Consider the following 16,180-nt stretch of genomic DNA (forward strand, 5'->3'; position numbering starts at 1 on the left):
CGACGTGCCGCACCACACGGTCGTCTACGACCAACGCGGCCTGAACATCGACGGGCGGGCGACGCCGATTTCGGCGGCACAATTTCACTATTGGCAATTGCCGGCGCCGGCGCTGTGGCCCGACATGTTCCGGCGCATTCGCGCAGATGGGTACAACGCCGTCGCGACGGATCTGTACTGGGGATATCACTCCTCGAGGCCCGGGGCGTACGATTTTTCGGGAATCCGCGATCTCGACGTCCTGTTTGACGACGCCGCACGCGAGCAGTTGTACGTCGTCGTGCGATCCGGGCCGTACATCGATGGCGATGCCAACGCGAGCGGCCTCCCCGGTTGGATGCTCTCGCACGCCGCGGCGCGCTCGGTCTTGCGCAAGCGCTATGTGCTCGAGTCCCGCGAATGGTTCCAACACATCGACCCGATCGTCGCTCGGCACCAGTTGACGGACGGCCGTGGCACCATCGTTCTCGATCAAATCGACGACCGCGCCGAGTCTCGGGCGCACCTCCAGCGGCAGGCAAGGCATGACGGCGTTACGGTGCCGTTCGGTTCGCTCGTTTTCGTCGATCCGTACGCCGGAATGCCATGGGGATGGACGAGTACTCCCAGCAGCCGCGGTTCGTACGTTGCGCCGGCGGACACGAACGTCGCGACCGGCGACGTACGTCTGCCTGAGATAACCGGTTGGCGTACGCATGCCGACGACGACGAAACCGAAGCCGCTTTCAACGACCGCGCGTGGCCGCAGCTCTTACTAAACCGTGCATTCGACAGCGATGACGGCTCGGTGACCGGCGCGCCGGTCGCTCGCGGCGCGTCGAACCGTTTTTTTGGTGTCGACGACTACGGCTTCCATCACGGGGCCGTGTGGTATCGCGGCCACTTCGTTGCTTCGGGTCGCGAGCGAGCGTTTGCATCGGCGGGCATTGCCGGCCGTAGCGGCGCGTGGGGCGTCTGGTTGAACGGCTCCTACCTCGGCAACACGATCGCTTCGTCCGACGGCATCACGCGCTCGACGTTCCCAATCGTCGCGACGCAACTGCGCCCAGGACGGGACAACCTTCTATCGGTGTTGTTTGAAAACGCCGGACACGAGACCGATCCCAATCGCGATAGCTCGGGCACCCTGCCGCGCGGCATGCTGCAAGCTGCACTTTCTCCCCATGCGACATCGATCGCGTGGCAGATTCTCGGCAACGGCGAATACAACGTCGATCCGGAACGCGGCCCGCTCGATGCAGGGGGCCTCGCCGGCGAGATCGCCGGTTGGCAGAACCCTTCGTTTTCCGACCGATCGTGGCGTACGACAAAGCTGCCCGCATCCACCATTCGTCCGGGTGTGGTGTGGTACAGAACGAGGGCCCGAATCGACGTACCACTACCCTCTGGCACGCTGCTTGCCTTACGCATCCAAGACTTGTCGTACCGAGACTATCGCGCGTCGATTTTTTTCAACGGCTGGCTGGTGGCGCACGTCACCGGAGCGGCTGGGCCAGTGCAGATCGTACCGCTACCGGCCGGCATCGCGTCGAATCCGGGAGAGAATACGATCGCGATTGCCGTTTGGAACCTTTCCGGAAAGAAAGGTCTCGGCCGCATCTCGTTGACGACGCTGCGCGCCTTCGACAAAGCGCACGTTCCGTTGCCGGATCTGCCCGTGGTCGAATCGCGCGACGGCGTTGCGCGATTACAGTTGACGGCGCGAAGCGGCCGTCTCGGCGCGCCGCGCCTGGGCGGGCTCGGAACCGTCGCCCCGACGATCCGTCTACGAGCCGGCGATGCGATCGATATCGAACTGCACAACGAACTGCCACGCTCCAGCCAAACCGCCAACGCGGTCAATCTGCATTTCCACGGCCTCAACGTTACGCCAAACAAACCGGGCGACGACGTTCTGATGTCGTTGGCAAGGCCGGGCGGCCGCCTGCATTACCGATTCGTCGTCCCGGCATCGCAACCGCCCGGCCTCTACTGGTATCACCCGCACTCGCACGGCGAAACGTATTGGCAAGTGACGAGCGGCATGTCGGGTGCCATCGTCGTCGGCGGACTCAGCGAACGCATTCCACAACTGCGCGGCATGCGGCAACGCATCGCGATCGCACGCGACGTCCAGAATCGCCCCGACATCCTGTCGAGCCCGTGGTACGCGCGCAGAACGACGCCGAAGGGCGCTGGGATCGATCCGGACGGTGCGCCCGGGCCGAACGAATCGTGTTTGCCCGAGCCCGCGATGCATCTCACGCTCAACGACGTCGCGACGCCGTACGTAACGATCGCGAACGGAGAGCGCCAACTCTTTCGCATCGTTAATGCCTCGGCCGGACGAGTGCTCGACCTCGCGGTCGATAACGAACGCATCGGCGTCGTTGGGGTCGACGGTTACCCGGTGGCGGCCTATCCCGGAAATTCCGACGTCGTGTGGATGACGCACGCCGTCGTGCCGCCGGCCGGACGTCTCGAGTTTATCGTTACGGGCCAGCGATCACCGGTCATGCTGCAAACGCGCTGTTACGACAGCGGGTCCGGGGGCGATCGCGATCCGGCCGCCGTGCTCGCGGTGTTGACTCCGGCAACCACACCTTTGGCAACGGCGTCAGCGCTCGACGCCAATCGTGTCGAGCCGCAAACCCGTACGACCACCATCTCCGTCCAAGCACCCGCACGAAAACGCATCATCCACTTGACCGAGGACGCGAACGGCTTCTACATCGATGGTCGCGCCTTCTCGATGCATGGCCAACCAGCGATCGTCGCGCACGCCGGCACGTTAGAGGAGTGGACGTTCGTCAACGACACCGATGAGGTCCACGACATGCACGTCCACCAAGTGCACTTCGTCGTCGAATCGATCGACGGAAAGGCGTCGTATCCTCGCTTTTGGCGCGATACCGTGTTGGTTTCGCCGCGCCATCGAACGAGCGGCAGAATCGTTTCGGGTACGGCGCGCGTTCTGGTCGACTTCCGTAATGCGGAGATCCGCGGCACGTTCGTGGTCCACTGCCATATGCTGGATCACGAAGACGGCGGCATGATGGCGCTCGTTCGGGTCATCTGACGGCCTTTACCAGGCCGGATGACATCGGCTGCTTTTTAGCCCATCGTACGGCCCGGATCGCTTCGCCGGAATCTACCGCAGTTAGATCGCTCGAATGTTTGCCATCATACCGGCGTCTTCATGATCCAATATGTGACAGTGGAACACGAATTCACCGCGGATAATCGGGTCGCGAAAGTCCATCAGCAACGTGACGGCGCCTGCGCCGGCTTTGCCGCGTTCGTGCGGCACGACGACGCTGTCGCGCCAAATCGGATGTTGCTGCACGACGCCGTCGATGCGTTCGACCAAGAAATGCGTCTGATGAATATGAAAATCGTGGACTTCGCGGCTCACGTTGAGCACGTGCCATTCCTCGACCGTTCCGACGTGCACCACGAACATCGGTGGCGCATGCATCTTGTATACCTTACCGTTGATCAAAAAATGTTTGGCGTTTTCACTAAGCACGACGGTGCGGCGCGCAGCCGGCGGAGGCAAGGATGCCTCGAACGCGTTCGGCAGCAACGTATGGGCTGCGCTCACGTCGCGCGAGCGCCCGGCAGCGATAACGCCCTCGGGGGCGACGATATTCGCTAAGACGAGGGCCGGGTCGGGATCGCCGTCCGGTCCCGTGTCGAAACATAGGGTCCGAAATTTTGCGCTGCCCGATGCTGGGCCGGTCACGATGAACTCCGCACGAGCGGCCGGCGGAATAATGACCGAGGGGACTCGTTGAATGGGCGGATTGCCCGGATACGTATCGAGGGCGTAGCCGTCGATCGCCAACACTTCTAACGTGCCGCCGTCGACCGCGAGTTTGAGCGTCTTGTGGCCGGTAGCGTTAACGACCCGGAAAAACTGCCGCTCGCCGGGCGCCATCACGATATTTGGTTGCGGTATGCCGTTGATAGAAACGGTCAGGCCGTCCTTCGTTCCGCACGGATGTGTATTCGAGCCGGAATCCGGTATGGCGTCGCCCCCCAGTCCGGGGGCCAACGACATCTCGTCGCCCCCGAGTCCGGTCGCGCGCACGATCATGACGCGGTGTTTCAACGACGCCAGACCACGATAGTGCCGCTCGAGACCCTCGATGACGATCGCGCCCGACATCCCGGCTTGACCGACTTGGAAGCTCGTAAAACCGTGAACGTGCGGATGATACCAGTACAATCCGGGTTGCTGATTTCTTGGAACGTGCACTTCATAGTGCAAGGATTGCCCCGGTTCCGCCAGCATATCGAGCACGTCGTCTCCCGGAGGCTTGGGCGAAACCGTCAAGCCGTGGAAGTGCAGGTTCATGTCGTCGGCGGTTCCGTTTCTTCCCATGCCGTCATCGAGCCCGATGCGTGCAGGCGGCGGAACGCTCGGCAAATTATCGGTGACGTCGACCTCGATCGTTTGTCCCGGCACGATGTCGAAGGTCGGTGCGACGCCGCCCATTCCGTCGTACACGAACTCGGGCTGGCCCGTCGCCGGATTGATTTGCGCCGTCAGCGCTGCGCGCGCGACGCCGTGAATCGCTCGAACGACCGGCGGCTCTGGAAGATCGATGACGCCGCTTGCGCGCGCGCCTTGCATCCGAGCGGCTTGCAACGCCGGCATCGCTCCGGAAGCCGAATTATTGCAGGCGGCTAACGCCGCGCACGCACATGCGGCAAACAGCGCGCGCCGAACATCGTACATCACGGTAGCATCCGTATGCAGGAGATTCGGCTACGGTTCCTCCCCGAGCGGGCAGGCTACGCGCAGCCCCGGCCGAATTGTTCCCGTTTACGCTGCTTCCTCTGAGGAGTTTGGATGCGCCATTTTCGTTTCGCGCTCGCTGCATGCACGCTTGCGTCGCTCGTTGCAGGATGCAGCGCAGCCGGGGGCCCACCGGCCGGGCCGGCAGCCAACGCGGCCAACATGCCGCGCTTTATGCGCCTGACCCACACGCCGGCGTTGCCGCCCCCGCACAAACATGCGATCACGGCGCTCATGCGCGAGAAAGCTCGCAAAGGCGGTTGGCAACCGCTCACTGCGACGTCGCCGTTCGTCAACGGACCGGGCACCGAAATGTTGATGACCGACGGGACCGTGATGGTGAACGATAGCTGTTCGCCCAACTGGTATGCGTTGACGCCCGATTCGAGCGGCAACTATCAGCACGGCAAATGGGTGCAACGCGCCTCGATGCCGTCGAGCTACGGTCCGCTGTACTTTGCTTCGGCGGTTCTTCCCGATGGTAAGCTGATCGTCCAAGGCGGCGAGTATAACTTCTGTTATTCGGCCGAAACGACGCTTGGCGCTATCTACGATCCCGTCGCGAATGCGTGGACGGCGGTCCAACCACCGAGCGGGTGGAGCAGTCTCGGCGACGGCGAGTCCGTCGTGTTGGAAAACGGCACGTATATGGTCGGCAACTGTTGCTTGAGCACGCAAGCGCTGCTCAACGAGTCGAACATGACGTGGACGCTAGTCGGCAACGGCAAGCAAGATTCGAATAGCGAAGAGGGTTGGACGTTGCTGCCCAACGGCAACGCGTTAACCGTTAACGTGTTCGATCCGCCGTACGCGCAACTGTACGTTCCGAAACAGCAAGGTTGGATCGCTGCCGGACAAACGCCGGCCAATCTAATCTCCGAATACGAGATCGGACCCGCAACCTTGATGCACGACAAGCGGGTGTTCGTGGCCGGCGGCAACGGCCAAACGGCCATCTACGATTCAACGAGCGGCAAATGGACTGCCGGTCCAACGTTTCCAATGCAAGATAACCAGCAGTTGGATACCGGCGATGCGCCTTCCACGATGCTCCTCGACGGAACGATCATACTTCCGGCGAGCCCCGGCGTGTACAGCACGCCAAGCACCTTCTTTTCGTTCAACGGCAAGAAGCTCAAACAGATTGCCGGCCCGCCGAACGAAGTCAACGACTCGACCTACAACTTCCGCCTATTGCTCCTTCCGACCGGCCAAGTGTTATCGGTCGATGGATCGAGCGACATCGAGATCTACACGCCAAAGAGCAAAAAATCGGTCGCGCTACCGCCCGTGATCTCATCGGCTCCGTCGAGCATATCGCCCGGGGCGACGTATCAGATCGCCGGAACGCGGTTCAACGGCGAGTCGCAAGTCAACATGTACGGCGATGACGCCCAGCAAGCCACGAACTATCCGCTGGTCCGCATCACCGCCGGAAGCAAGGTATACTACGCGCGCACGCACGGCACGAGCTTCATGGGCGTCGCTTCGAACAAGAAAGTGACGACCAGCTTCGACGTACCGGCGGGAATCGCGGCCGGCCCGGCAACGCTGGTCGTCGTTACCAACGGTGTTGCGTCGCAAGCCGTCAACGTGACCGTAGGAACCTAAGGTGCCGCTCCCGGCGGCAAAACTCGCGTTGTATGAGAAGCTTATCGCCACCAACCCGAACGTCGAACGCAAAGGCGATACGAATCCATACACTTCGTGCAACGGCCATATGTTCACGCATTTGGCGCCGCCGGGAATTCTCGCCATCCGGCTCTCCCCCGAAGACGCCGGCGCCTTCATCAAGAAGTATAAGACGAAGCCGTTCGAGGCATACGGGGTCGTAAAGAAAGATTGGGTCGTCGTTCCCGACGCGCTGCTCGCCAAGACTGCCGAGCTTCGCACCTATTTCGAGCGCAGCCTCGAGTTCGTCCAGACGCTGAAGCCAAAAGCGGCGGCAAAAAAAGCTCGTCCCAAGAAATAACGGGCGTTACAAGAGCGGCGCGGGCGGTGTTCTAGCGGTATGACCCTGCCGCTTACCGTCCGGGACCGATGATCGCCGCAACCGTGGCGCAAACCGATTCGTTCGAAGACGGCTTCCTGCGCCAGTATGCGGACGTCGTGCGTTGCGCATACCGCGTTCTCGGCGACCGCGTCGATGCCGAAGACGTCGCCCAAGATGTTTTCATGCGGTTTATTGGCCGGCGCCTTCCCGAACCGTCCGTACTGCGCCTCGCGACCGTTCGAATGGCGCTCAACGCGCTACGTTCGCGCAAACGGCGTCTCGCCCGCGAGCTGGCCGAGTACCGCACGGCCCTACCGTCCGCATCGGATTCGCGTTCGATCGATCCGTTTGCGATCGTCGACGCGCAATCGCGAACGGTGCTGGTACGCGCCGCGCTCGTCCAGTTGCGCCCTCGCGATGCCGAGTTGCTCTTGCTTCGTTACAGTGGAGCCGATTATCGCGATCTCGCGCAAACGCTGCACATCGACGGCGCGCAGGTCGGCATGCGACTCGCCCGGGCCGAGCGTGCGTTCAGAAAGGAAATCGACCGTGTCGCAATTCGATAATCCCACGTCGCTCGGCGACGGCGACTTCGCCCAAGCGATGTTGCAAACCGATGACCTGCGTGTCGACGCACCGCGTGCATATCGCGCACTCGTCACGCGCTCGCAAATGCGGCGGCAATCCACTCGCCGGTTCGCGTTCTTCGCCGCGCTGGCGGCGTCGCTGCTGATTGCCTGCGTCATCCTACCCGTAGGTTCGTACGCCCGTCAGTTTTTGGCGATCTTCGAACCGCGCGAGTTCGTGCCGCTCTATATTAGCGGATCGGATCGGCATGCATTGGCCGGCGCGCCCAAGCTCCAAGATCTCGGAACCGGGCGCGTGCTCGCAGCCATGTCGCGCGTTCGAAAAGCATCCGTCGGAGCGATCGCGGCAGCCGGCTTCGACCCCAGGGTGCCGCCGGCGGCGTTAACGTCTGCGTGGACCGTCGCGTACTACTTTTTGCCGGCCGGTCACGCGGAGTTCACCTTTCAACGCTCGCGCGTGTCGGCGTACGAACGGCATTCGGGACGCAGTCTTCCGGCGATGCCGGAGAACGTGAACGGTACGCTCGTTCGAGTGACGAGCGGTCCCGGAGCCATCATCGAATACAAACGATCGAACGGCCAGCAGTTCTCGATTATCGAGCTACGAGCGCCCTGGGTCACGTCGAGCGGCGCATCGATGGCGACGATTGAGAACTATCTCACGTCGATGCCGGGCGTTCCGCTCGACGTCTCCCACCAATTGAGCGACCTCGCAAATCCCGCATCGATGCTGCCGGTGCCGATCCAAGCCGACAAAAACACTGCCCGGACTACGACGATCGGCGGCGCGAAAGCGTTGGTCGTCGGCGATCAAACGGGATTGGGTTCGGCACTGGTGTGGCGTTCGAACGATGTCGTCTACGTCGTCGCCGGTTCGATCGCCGTTTCCGAAGCGAAGGCGCTGGCGAATGGCATCGAGTGACGCTGCGATCGATTCGTCGTCATTAACGAAAGCCTACGCGCGTAACGGTCCGCTCGCGGTTGCCGATCTAACCCTGCGAGTCGAAGCAGGATGCGTCTTTGGATTTCTCGGTCCGAACGGCGCAGGCAAGACGACCGTTCTCAAGATGCTCCTGGGACTCACCACGCCGTCATCTGGACGGGCGTCGCTTTTCGGTACGCCTATTGGAATTCCGGCGTCGCGGCGCGGCGTGGGCTACTTACCGGAGCTATTCCGCTATCCCGCGTGGCTGAGCGCTCGCGAAACGTTAGCCTTGCAAGCATCGCTGGCGAACGTCGTCCGCTCCGTTCGAGACGCCGAGATCGAACGGGTTCTCGCCCTCGTGGGCCTGGGCAACGCCGGAAACCGGCGCGTCGGAACGTTTTCAAAGGGCATGCAACAGCGGCTCGGTCTGGGTGTCGCACTATTAGGAAACCCCCGGCTCGTCTTTTTGGACGAGCCGACGTCTGCGCTGGATCCGGTGGGGCGCGCCGACGTTCGCGACATCGTAGGAACGCTGCGCGATGCGGGAACGACCGTTTTCATCAACTCGCATTTGCTCACCGAAGTCGAGCGCATCTGCGACCGCGTCGCGTTCTTTCGCAACGGGAACATCATCGCGGAGGGGTCGATCGCCGATGTCGTCCGGGCACCAAGCGGCGTGAGCATCCGCACCGACGGTGCCGACGATGCGATCGTCGCCCGCGCGCTTCGTCCTTTCGGAAACGCCGAATTCGTCTCGGGCGAAATCCGCCTTGCAGAACTCGATTCCGAACGAGTTCCCGATGTCGTCGCAGCGCTGGTATCTGCCGGCATCCGCGTGCGCGATGTTCGCTCCACAACCTACTCGCTGGAAGAGCGCTTCCTCGAACTGATGTCGTCCGCATGTTAACGCTCGTTCTAGATGCGATGCGAGAGACGGTGCGTCGAAAATTCGTGCCGGCGGCGGCCATTCTTACGGCCGCCGCGACGCTCTTAAGCGTCTGGGGCTTTTGGAGTTTGGCACATCTTCATACCGCCGCCGGGCGACCGATCTCGTTCGTCGAGATGCGTTCGACCACCGCGGTGCTGGTTATTTTCGGCGGATTCTTATTCAGTTTCGTGCTTGCATTTGGAGCGGCCGTTCTCGCGGCGCCCGCACTCTCGACCGATCTCGAATCGGGCCTACTGCTACCCATCCTCGCGCGTCCCATTCCGCGCCAACTCGTCGTCGTGTCGAAAATCGCCGGGCTGGCAATCGTGTTAGGGATCTATGCGGCCGTTGCAAGCGTGTTGGAACTCTGTGCGGTGTACGTGACCACCGGCTACATACCGCCGAATCCACCGGCGGCAATCCTCGCGTTGTGGGGCGTTTCTGCGGTCGTTTTGTCGCTTACGATGGCGCTCAGCGTTCGCTTGCCGGCACTCGCCAGCAGTTTGGTGGCGGTGATGGGATTCGGCGTCGCGTGGATGGTCGGAATCGTTGCCGCATTCGCGAACGCATATCACAATGCGACCCTCGAACGTGTGGGCGTGATCTCGCAGTTGCTGCTTCCGACCGACGCGATGTGGCGGCTGGCAGCCTATCAGTTAGAACCGGTTGCGATGCTCGGACGCAATGGGGGATTCGGACCGCTCGGGCCGTTCTCAGTCGCATCGCCGCCACCGCCGGCGATGGCATGGTGGACGGTCGCGTGGTGCGCCGGCATCATTGGTCTCGCTTGCTGGATGTTCGCGCGGCGCGACGCATGACCGAATCATGGTACGCGAGCATGTTACCGGCCGTCTTTATGACCTTATCGCTGCACGACGCCGTCAGCACGGACGTACCCGAATCGTCCAACGGCATCGGCGCACTAGTGGCGGCCAATCGCTTCTTCTTAGCCGGTGACAACGCTGCCGGGATACAAGCACTCGAGCGCACATGGCAAGATCGCTCCGCGGAACCGCGCGTGCGCCTATGGGCCGCGAACCTGTTGCAGTCTCGCGGCATCGCCGTTTTCGGTCCGGGTTCGGATGCCGTTCTAGGAGTCGTTTTTCAAGTGCCGGTCGATGGCGGAATCGATACGGTCGCAGCTTATGAGGACGGCACGTTTCGCTACTACAACGCCATCCGCGGCGCAGTCATGGTCGAGCCGGGAGCCGAAGCGACCGTCAACGCGGATGCAAAAGAACTCGTCCGGCTCGCGTCCGGCCTTCTGCCACAGGCGCCGGCGCTCGATCGCCCCACTATTTCAGCGTTGACACCCGCAAAGGCGATCGTCGGGAGCGACGACAGCGCGGCCGGCCAGGCGATATCGCAACAAGCGCTTGTAACGGTTACGTATGCGATGGGTTTGAGCGATCGTCAATCGGCAACCGAATAACGCACAGCGCGCCGCCGTCATCGCGATTGCGAAGCTCGATCGATCCGCCGGCACGCTCGACCACTTTGGCCGCAATCGATAAACCGAGACCCGTTCCGCTGGTTCCCTCCGACGTTTCGCCGCGATAAAACCGGTCGAATCCCGAACGTATGTCGTCACCCGAAAACCCGATGCCGCGATCGGCGACCGTGATTTCGCACCAGCCATCGACGCGGCGCACCTCGATCGTAATCGGCGCTCCTCCGGCATATTTCACGGCGTTATCGGTGAGCGCAATCAGCGCTTCGCGGAACTCGCTTTCCGCCGCGCTCACCAACACCGGAGCCGGTCCGACGGCGACGCCGATGCGCCGTTGCGCTTCAGCGGCAAATGCGTTTGGAATCTCGCGCGCAACGTCGCGCACGTCGAAGGTCGTTTCTTTGAGCGGCGCCGCGTGTTCGAGCCGCGCCAACACAATCAGCTCGTCGATCAGCGTCTTCATCCGGCGGCTTTGATCGAGCATCTTCCCGATCGGAACCGCGGTCGTTTCGTCCCTCGTGCGCGTCGCCATCGAGCTGAGATACCCCATAATTACGGTGAGCGGGGTTCGCAGCTGATGTCCGGCATCCGCAACGAACTGTCGCATCTCCGCACTGGCGCGAGCCCGCTCGTCGAGCGCTCGCGTAATTTGTTCGACCGCTCGATTATACGCGTGTGCCAGCTCGCTGACTTCGATCGTGTTGTTGGCCGAAACGCTAGCCGGGGTAAAATCGCCGTCGCCGAAGCGATTGAGCGCGGCCGTCGTGCTTAATAGCGGATCGAGCGAATTGGCGGCCACGACGATTGCAATCCGCCATGCCGCAACGATGACGACGGCTGCCACCAACAGCATTGCGACGGCATAGAACTCGAGCGCCCGCGCATAAAAGGCCGGGGCGACGAAGAGCAGCGTGCGTACGTCGTCGTGCGAGACGTCCATAGGACGAACTTCGTCCATCAACAAACGCATGACGATATTGGTGTTGAACGGGCCCCGCGGCGGACCGCGGCGGTCGCCTCGATGCGGCGCGCCGAATCGATCTTCGGTGTGTGTGACGACCGGCAACGGGGCAAGATGCTCGTCGAGATAGGTATCGAGGCCACGGAGATCGCCGGGATGTTCCGCGGCGTATGGAGCCGCCAGTGCCGGCACTTGCCGGGACGCCGAAAGCAACGCTTCGTGACCCTGATACGCCAGCATTTGCGTGCCGAGAACGGCCGTTAGGGCGGCGAGACACAGAACGACCAGCGCGCCGGTGGTGATGTACCACGTAATCAGACGGCTGCGAAGGGAGGCCAAGCGTCTCCGTTACGAACGCAGCGTGTAGCCGGCTCCGCGCAGCGTGACGATCAGCGGCTCGTCTTCTCCGGCCGCATTCAACTTGATGCGCAGATAGCGGATGAACGTTTCCACGTTATTTTGCGAGACATCGGAATCGAAACCCCAAACGCGATCGATCAAATCGTCTTTGCTGAACACGCGGCGTGGCTCGCGCATAAACGTTTCGAGCAGCGAGAACTCGCGCGTGGTCAACACGATGTCGCGCCCGCCGCGTGCGATGGTGCGCCGGTTGCGATTCATCTCGAGATCGTTAAAGGTGAGGATGTCCGGCTGATCGAGTTGCGGCCGGCGTAGCGCCGAACGGATTCGCGCGATCAACTCCGGCGTTTCAAACGGTTTGGCGAGATACTGGTCGGCGCCGCGTTCCAAGCCGAGCACTTTATCGCCCGTGTCGCCTTTGGCACTCAAAATAAAGATTGGCGCTTGGGTAAGCGCGCGAAATCGCGGAAGAATGCTCACGCCGTCGATTTTCGGCATCATGACGTCGAGCAGAATCAACGCCGGTTCCCACTCGCGCGTCAGCGCTAGGCCGGCGGGGCCGTCTCGGGCAGTGCGCACTTCGAAGCCGGCCAGCTCCAGCTCGGAACTGAGAAGACATCTGATATCTTCCTCATCGTCGACGACGACGATGCGAGCTCCGCGTGCGTCCATATACCTCTCTTAGCGCGCCCAACTGAGGCCAACCTTGGATTCTCGTCAGAACCGCCCAAGCCCCCGGCTCTACGCTCGGCCCATGAGGTTCGAGCCATGAAGTGGCCAATCGCTGCAATTCTCGGCGGCATCTTGGCCGGCGCACTGCTCACCATCGTCGTCGAATTGTTGCTCGCCTATATCGTCGTTCGCTCGGGCGCGCTGCCGGCCAACGCCGATGCTCGGCCTCCGGGCTTGGAGCGCTGGATCGCACGGACGTCGCTGCGCGCAGCCATCCAACGCGAGGCGCCCAAAGGCGACAATCCCGTGCAACCGACCGGCGCCAATCTCGGCGCCGGCATGAAGACATACGTCGTAAACTGCTCTGTCTGCCATGGTGTGGCCGACGGAAACGCTACCAACCTCGCGGCAGGTCTGTACCAACGCCCACCGCAGTTCGCCGCGCACGGCGTTGAGGACGACCCGCCCGGCGTGACGTATTGGAAGGTGTATCACGGTATTCGGCTTACCGGAATGCCGTCGTATTCAGCGACCTTAACGGACAATGAAATCTGGCAAGTGACCGCGTTTCTCTCGAATATGGACCAGCTTCCGGCTGTAGTCGAGGCGCAGTGGAAGAAAGCGCAAACACCCAAATAACTGGGTCGAGGAGCGGTCGCTTGGGTAGAGGCTCTCAATGCTCGGAGTGCTCAAGAGCGTCGCGATCGAATTCGGCCGCGACAAGATTATGCGGTTGGCATCATCCATTGCCTTTGGGGCGATCTTTTCTATTGCGCCGTTGCTCATCGTCGTCATCGGCGTCGCCGGCTGGCTTCTCGGAATCAATAACGGCGGCCATGGCAATCATCTCGCGGAAAACGCGATTCTCGATCAAGTGAATCGCGCCGCCGGTCCGGGCGCGGCGGACACGGTTCGCCAGATGATTGCGGCAGCGTTCAATAAACCGCGTCAAAGCGTCATCGCGCAGATCGTCGGATGGGTGACCTTCGCACTCGGCGCCGCCGCACTATTCGGTGCGCTCCAAGATTCGCTCAATTCCATCTGGCAGATAGAATCCACCAAGGGCGGGTGGAAACAGATGGTCCGTGGTCGCACTGCCTCGTTCCTGATGATTCTGGTCGTCATCTTTCTTCTATTGGGAACGTTTGCGGCGAATGCGTCGATTGCGTTTGCCACAACACACTTTTCGAACCCACTCGGCTCCGCGGCGAACGCCGCGGTGGTCGCGACCAGCAACCTAGTCGTTACGTTCATTTTGTTGACGCTCGCTTTTGCAGCCATCTACAAAGTGCTGCCGGACGTCAGCATCGGGTGGCGCGGCGTGTGGATCGGCGCCCTCGTAACTGCGCTCCTCTTTCTGCTGGGCGAAGCGTTAATCGCGCTGTATTTATCGCGCGCAGCGGTGGCATCTGCGTACGGAGCCGCAGGATCGCTGTTAGCGATGCTCCTTTGGATATACTATTCGTCCATCGTGCTACTGGTGGGTGCCGAGTTCACCAAAGTGGCCGCCCGACGCGTGCGGACGTTCGCCCCGAGCACCGTGCGCAAGCTGACCGAACACCCGGCTGGAATAGATCCTCGTTCTGCGTAGACTAACCGGCGTAGATTGGGTAATCGGTGTAGCCGCGGGCGTCGCCGCCGAAGAAGGTCGCCGGATCCGCTTCGTTTAGCGGGCGATCGCGCTGTAAGCGTTCGACGAGGTCTGGGTTTGCCAGCGCAAATCGTCCGATGCTCGCTACGTCGGCCAGCTCCGCATCGACATCGACGGCGACTTCCGCACGCGGCCGATTGGGACGATTAACCAACAAGCTCGTCGACCAGGCACTTCGAATCCACGCCAGCAGATTTTCGTCCCCGCCGTGCACCACGTGCAGGTAGGCGAGATTCAATACTGCTAGTTTCGGAACGAGCGTCCTATACAGCGTCGTCGTGTCGCCTTCGACGATATCGTTGAATGGATTGCCGGGCGAAATGTGGATGCCGGTACGTTCGGCCCCGATTTCGGAGGCTATGGCATCCGCGACTTCCACCGCAAATCGCACGCGGTTTTCGAACGAACCGCCGTAAGCATCGGTTCGACGGTTGGCGTTTTCAGAAAGAAATTGATGGACCAGATAGCCGTTCGCGCCGTGAATCTCGACGCCGTCGGCTCCCGCTTCGATCGCGCAGGCAGCGGCGTGCCGAAACTCATCGATCGTCGTCGCGATCTCGCCGATTTCCAGCGGGCGCGGTTCGGCAAAATCTTGCATTCCGGTCAGCGTGAACATTTGTCCGAGGGCGCGCACCGCCGACGGCCCGACCACGTCGCCACCCTTTGGAGAGTTCGAAGGATGCGAGATGCGCCCGACGTGCATGATCTGAATGAACACTTTGCCGCCCGCCGCATGCACCGCATCGGTGACGAATCGCCAACCCGCGATCTGTTCTTTGGTGTAGATGCCTGGCGTGAACACATACCCTTGCCCGGCATCCGAAGGCTGCGTGCCCTCGGTGATGATGAGGCCGTTCGACGCGCGCTGTGCGTAATACGTCGCGTTGAGAGCGGTAGGAACTCCCTCTGCCGTTGCGCGGGAGCGGGTCATCGGCGCCATCGCAACGCGATTTCGAAGCGTCAACGCACCAACTTCGACTGATTCCCAAAGCTTGTTCATGTAACGCGCTAACTCGTCAATGCTCGGCTTGGATGCGCTCTGCAACGAGATGCCGCAAACCCAGTTGCCAGTCCGCCGGATCGAAAGAATCGCGTAGCGCCGACCGCACGTAATCTTCGAGTTCGGCCCTACCCGATTGCGAAAGCCTGGCGATGTTATACATCGAGAGCAGCATCTCGCGAACTTCCTGCGCCGTTTCGAAGCGAAGGGCGACATTGCGTAATTCGACCGATTGCCAGTCGTCGCTCTCGAAGAGGGCGCGGGACGTTTCCTCGGTATCGGTGGCCGAGTCGCCCACATCGAGTCTCGCTAACCGTTCGTTCGATTCGATTTCGTGCAGTTTTCCGCCAAAGCCGCGTATGCCCGGACCGGTGCCTCGAGCCGGTCCGAAAATCGCAGCAAACATTGCCCCCGGGCGAAGAACGCGCGCGATCTCCTTCGTGACGGTGCGGGCGTCGTCGAATAACATGAACGCCATGTGACAGACGACGGCATCGATGCTGCCGGTTGGAAATGGCAAATCTTCAACCGGACGCTCTTCGAAACGCACGTCCCCCGGATACACGCGTTCGAGAGCCAGGCGAATCTCTTCTGATGAGGCGTCGACGCCAACGAGCGTAGCTTGGGGAAACCGCTCGGAGATCAACTGGAGCAAATACCCGTCGCCGCAAGCGATATCGACGACTGTTTTGCCGCTCGAGAGCGCCGCGACATCGTCTACCAGCAGACCATAGGTAGAAACATCGCTCCCCGCAACGCGCCCGGACGCATAGTGCCTCGCCGTACCGCCGGCAAAACGCGCGTGCCACGCGTGCAAGAAGCTCGAGCCGCTCAACTCTTCGAACATGAGACGTCGAGATTCCATCAAAG

At 61.7% G+C, this 16,180-nt stretch carries 15 protein-coding genes; 10 read left to right on the forward strand and 5 right to left on the reverse strand.

The window, feature by feature from the left end; all coding sequences use genetic code 11:
* Positions 1-4 precede the first annotated feature (4 nt).
* Positions 5-3,058, forward strand: a complete 3,054-nt coding sequence (locus VGF98_06335) for a beta-galactosidase (GenBank protein ID HEY1681232.1) — start codon at positions 5-7, stop codon at positions 3,056-3,058.
* A gap of 81 nt (positions 3,059-3,139) precedes the next feature.
* Here the strand turns inward: VGF98_06335 and VGF98_06340 are convergent, their stop codons facing one another.
* Positions 3,140-4,723, reverse strand: coding sequence for a multicopper oxidase domain-containing protein (locus VGF98_06340; GenBank protein ID HEY1681233.1), 1,584 nt, complete (start codon positions 4,721-4,723; stop codon positions 3,140-3,142).
* A 114-nt stretch (positions 4,724-4,837) separates the two neighbouring features.
* Here VGF98_06340 and VGF98_06345 point away from each other — a divergent pair, with 114 nt between their 5' ends.
* The 7 genes from VGF98_06345 (at position 4,838) to VGF98_06375 (ending at position 10,648) form a co-directional block, all read left to right on the forward strand.
* Complete coding sequence (locus tag VGF98_06345) at positions 4,838-6,394, forward strand: hypothetical protein (GenBank protein ID HEY1681234.1); 1,557 nt, start codon at positions 4,838-4,840, stop codon at positions 6,392-6,394.
* Between the two features lies 1 nt (position 6,395).
* Positions 6,396-6,755, forward strand: a complete 360-nt coding sequence (locus VGF98_06350; protein HEY1681235.1) for a hypothetical protein — start codon at positions 6,396-6,398, stop codon at positions 6,753-6,755.
* Between the two features lie 68 nt (positions 6,756-6,823).
* Positions 6,824-7,342, forward strand: a complete 519-nt coding sequence (locus tag VGF98_06355; GenBank protein HEY1681236.1) for a sigma-70 family RNA polymerase sigma factor — start codon at positions 6,824-6,826, stop codon at positions 7,340-7,342.
* A complete protein-coding gene (locus VGF98_06360; protein HEY1681237.1) occupies positions 7,326-8,285 on the forward strand; it encodes a hypothetical protein in 960 nt (319 codons plus the stop codon). The genes VGF98_06355 and VGF98_06360 overlap by 17 nt, the downstream gene beginning before the upstream one ends.
* Positions 8,272-9,195 (forward strand): ABC transporter ATP-binding protein, encoded by a 924-nt coding sequence (locus tag VGF98_06365; GenBank protein HEY1681238.1) that lies wholly within the window; start codon positions 8,272-8,274, stop codon positions 9,193-9,195. The genes VGF98_06360 and VGF98_06365 overlap by 14 nt, the downstream gene beginning before the upstream one ends.
* Before the next feature lie 29 nt (positions 9,196-9,224).
* Positions 9,225-10,034 (forward strand): ABC transporter permease, encoded by an 810-nt coding sequence (locus tag VGF98_06370; GenBank protein HEY1681239.1) that lies wholly within the window; start codon positions 9,225-9,227, stop codon positions 10,032-10,034.
* Positions 10,031-10,648, forward strand: coding sequence for a hypothetical protein (locus VGF98_06375; GenBank protein ID HEY1681240.1), 618 nt, complete (start codon positions 10,031-10,033; stop codon positions 10,646-10,648). The genes VGF98_06370 and VGF98_06375 overlap by 4 nt, the downstream gene beginning before the upstream one ends.
* On the opposite strand, the gene VGF98_06380 is transcribed toward VGF98_06375, so the two are convergent.
* Together VGF98_06380 and VGF98_06385 are read right to left on the reverse strand one after the other, a co-directional pair.
* A complete protein-coding gene (locus VGF98_06380) occupies positions 10,602-11,966 on the reverse strand; it encodes a HAMP domain-containing sensor histidine kinase (protein HEY1681241.1) in 1,365 nt (454 codons plus the stop codon). The two genes, VGF98_06375 and VGF98_06380, sit on opposite strands and share 47 nt — an antisense overlap.
* 9 nt (positions 11,967-11,975) lie before the next feature.
* Positions 11,976-12,659 (reverse strand): response regulator transcription factor, encoded by a 684-nt coding sequence (locus VGF98_06385; protein HEY1681242.1) that lies wholly within the window; start codon positions 12,657-12,659, stop codon positions 11,976-11,978.
* 96 nt (positions 12,660-12,755) lie between these two features.
* On the opposite strand from VGF98_06385, the gene VGF98_06390 reads away from it, so the two are divergent.
* Together VGF98_06390 and VGF98_06395 are read left to right on the forward strand one after the other, a co-directional pair.
* A complete protein-coding gene (locus VGF98_06390) occupies positions 12,756-13,298 on the forward strand; it encodes a cytochrome c (GenBank protein HEY1681243.1) in 543 nt (180 codons plus the stop codon).
* A 37-nt stretch (positions 13,299-13,335) separates the two neighbouring features.
* Complete coding sequence (locus VGF98_06395) at positions 13,336-14,250, forward strand: YihY/virulence factor BrkB family protein (GenBank protein HEY1681244.1); 915 nt, start codon at positions 13,336-13,338, stop codon at positions 14,248-14,250.
* 1 nt (position 14,251) lies between these two features.
* On the opposite strand, the gene VGF98_06400 is transcribed toward VGF98_06395, so the two are convergent.
* Positions 14,252-15,310: an alkene reductase gene (locus VGF98_06400; GenBank protein HEY1681245.1), complete on the reverse strand. Its 1,059-nt coding sequence runs from the start codon at positions 15,308-15,310 to the stop codon at positions 14,252-14,254.
* A 16-nt stretch (positions 15,311-15,326) separates the two neighbouring features.
* Positions 15,327-16,157, reverse strand: a complete 831-nt coding sequence (locus VGF98_06405) for a class I SAM-dependent methyltransferase (GenBank protein HEY1681246.1) — start codon at positions 16,155-16,157, stop codon at positions 15,327-15,329.
* Between the last annotated feature and the right edge of the window lie 23 nt (positions 16,158-16,180).

This window comes from Candidatus Tumulicola sp., from assembly GCA_036490475.1.
GTDB lineage: Bacteria > Vulcanimicrobiota > Vulcanimicrobiia > Vulcanimicrobiales > Vulcanimicrobiaceae > Tumulicola.